1 protein-coding gene is annotated in these 274 nt (G+C 57.3%); it reads left to right on the top strand.

Annotated elements, in window-relative coordinates:
- The coding region (locus tag SB725_RS31190; protein WP_410923268.1) for a hypothetical protein at positions 1–274 on the top strand (274 nt) is incomplete at both ends.

The following is a 274-nucleotide window of genomic DNA, read 5'->3' as shown; positions in this document are numbered from 1 at the left end:
ACAGTGTCAACACGCAGATCGGCAATCTCAGCACGACGGTCAGTAATCAGATCAGTTCGGCCACGAAGAATGCCGTGCAGTACGACAATGATGCGCATACGAGCGTGACGCTCGGGGGCCCGGGCGCAAGCGGTCCGGTCAACCTGCACAACATCGCAGACGGCGTGGGAAATAACGATGCCGTCAACGTCGGGCAATTGAGTGGCGCGATTTCACCGATCCAGTCGTCCTTGTCCTCCGCTGTCTCGAACATCACGAATCTGCAAGGGAATGT

This window comes from Pseudomonas sp. SIMBA_041, from assembly GCF_046535095.1.
Classification (GTDB): Bacteria; Pseudomonadota; Gammaproteobacteria; order Pseudomonadales; family Pseudomonadaceae; genus Aquipseudomonas; species Aquipseudomonas mucoides.
This window is presented reverse-complemented; position numbering and strand designations above follow the sequence as displayed.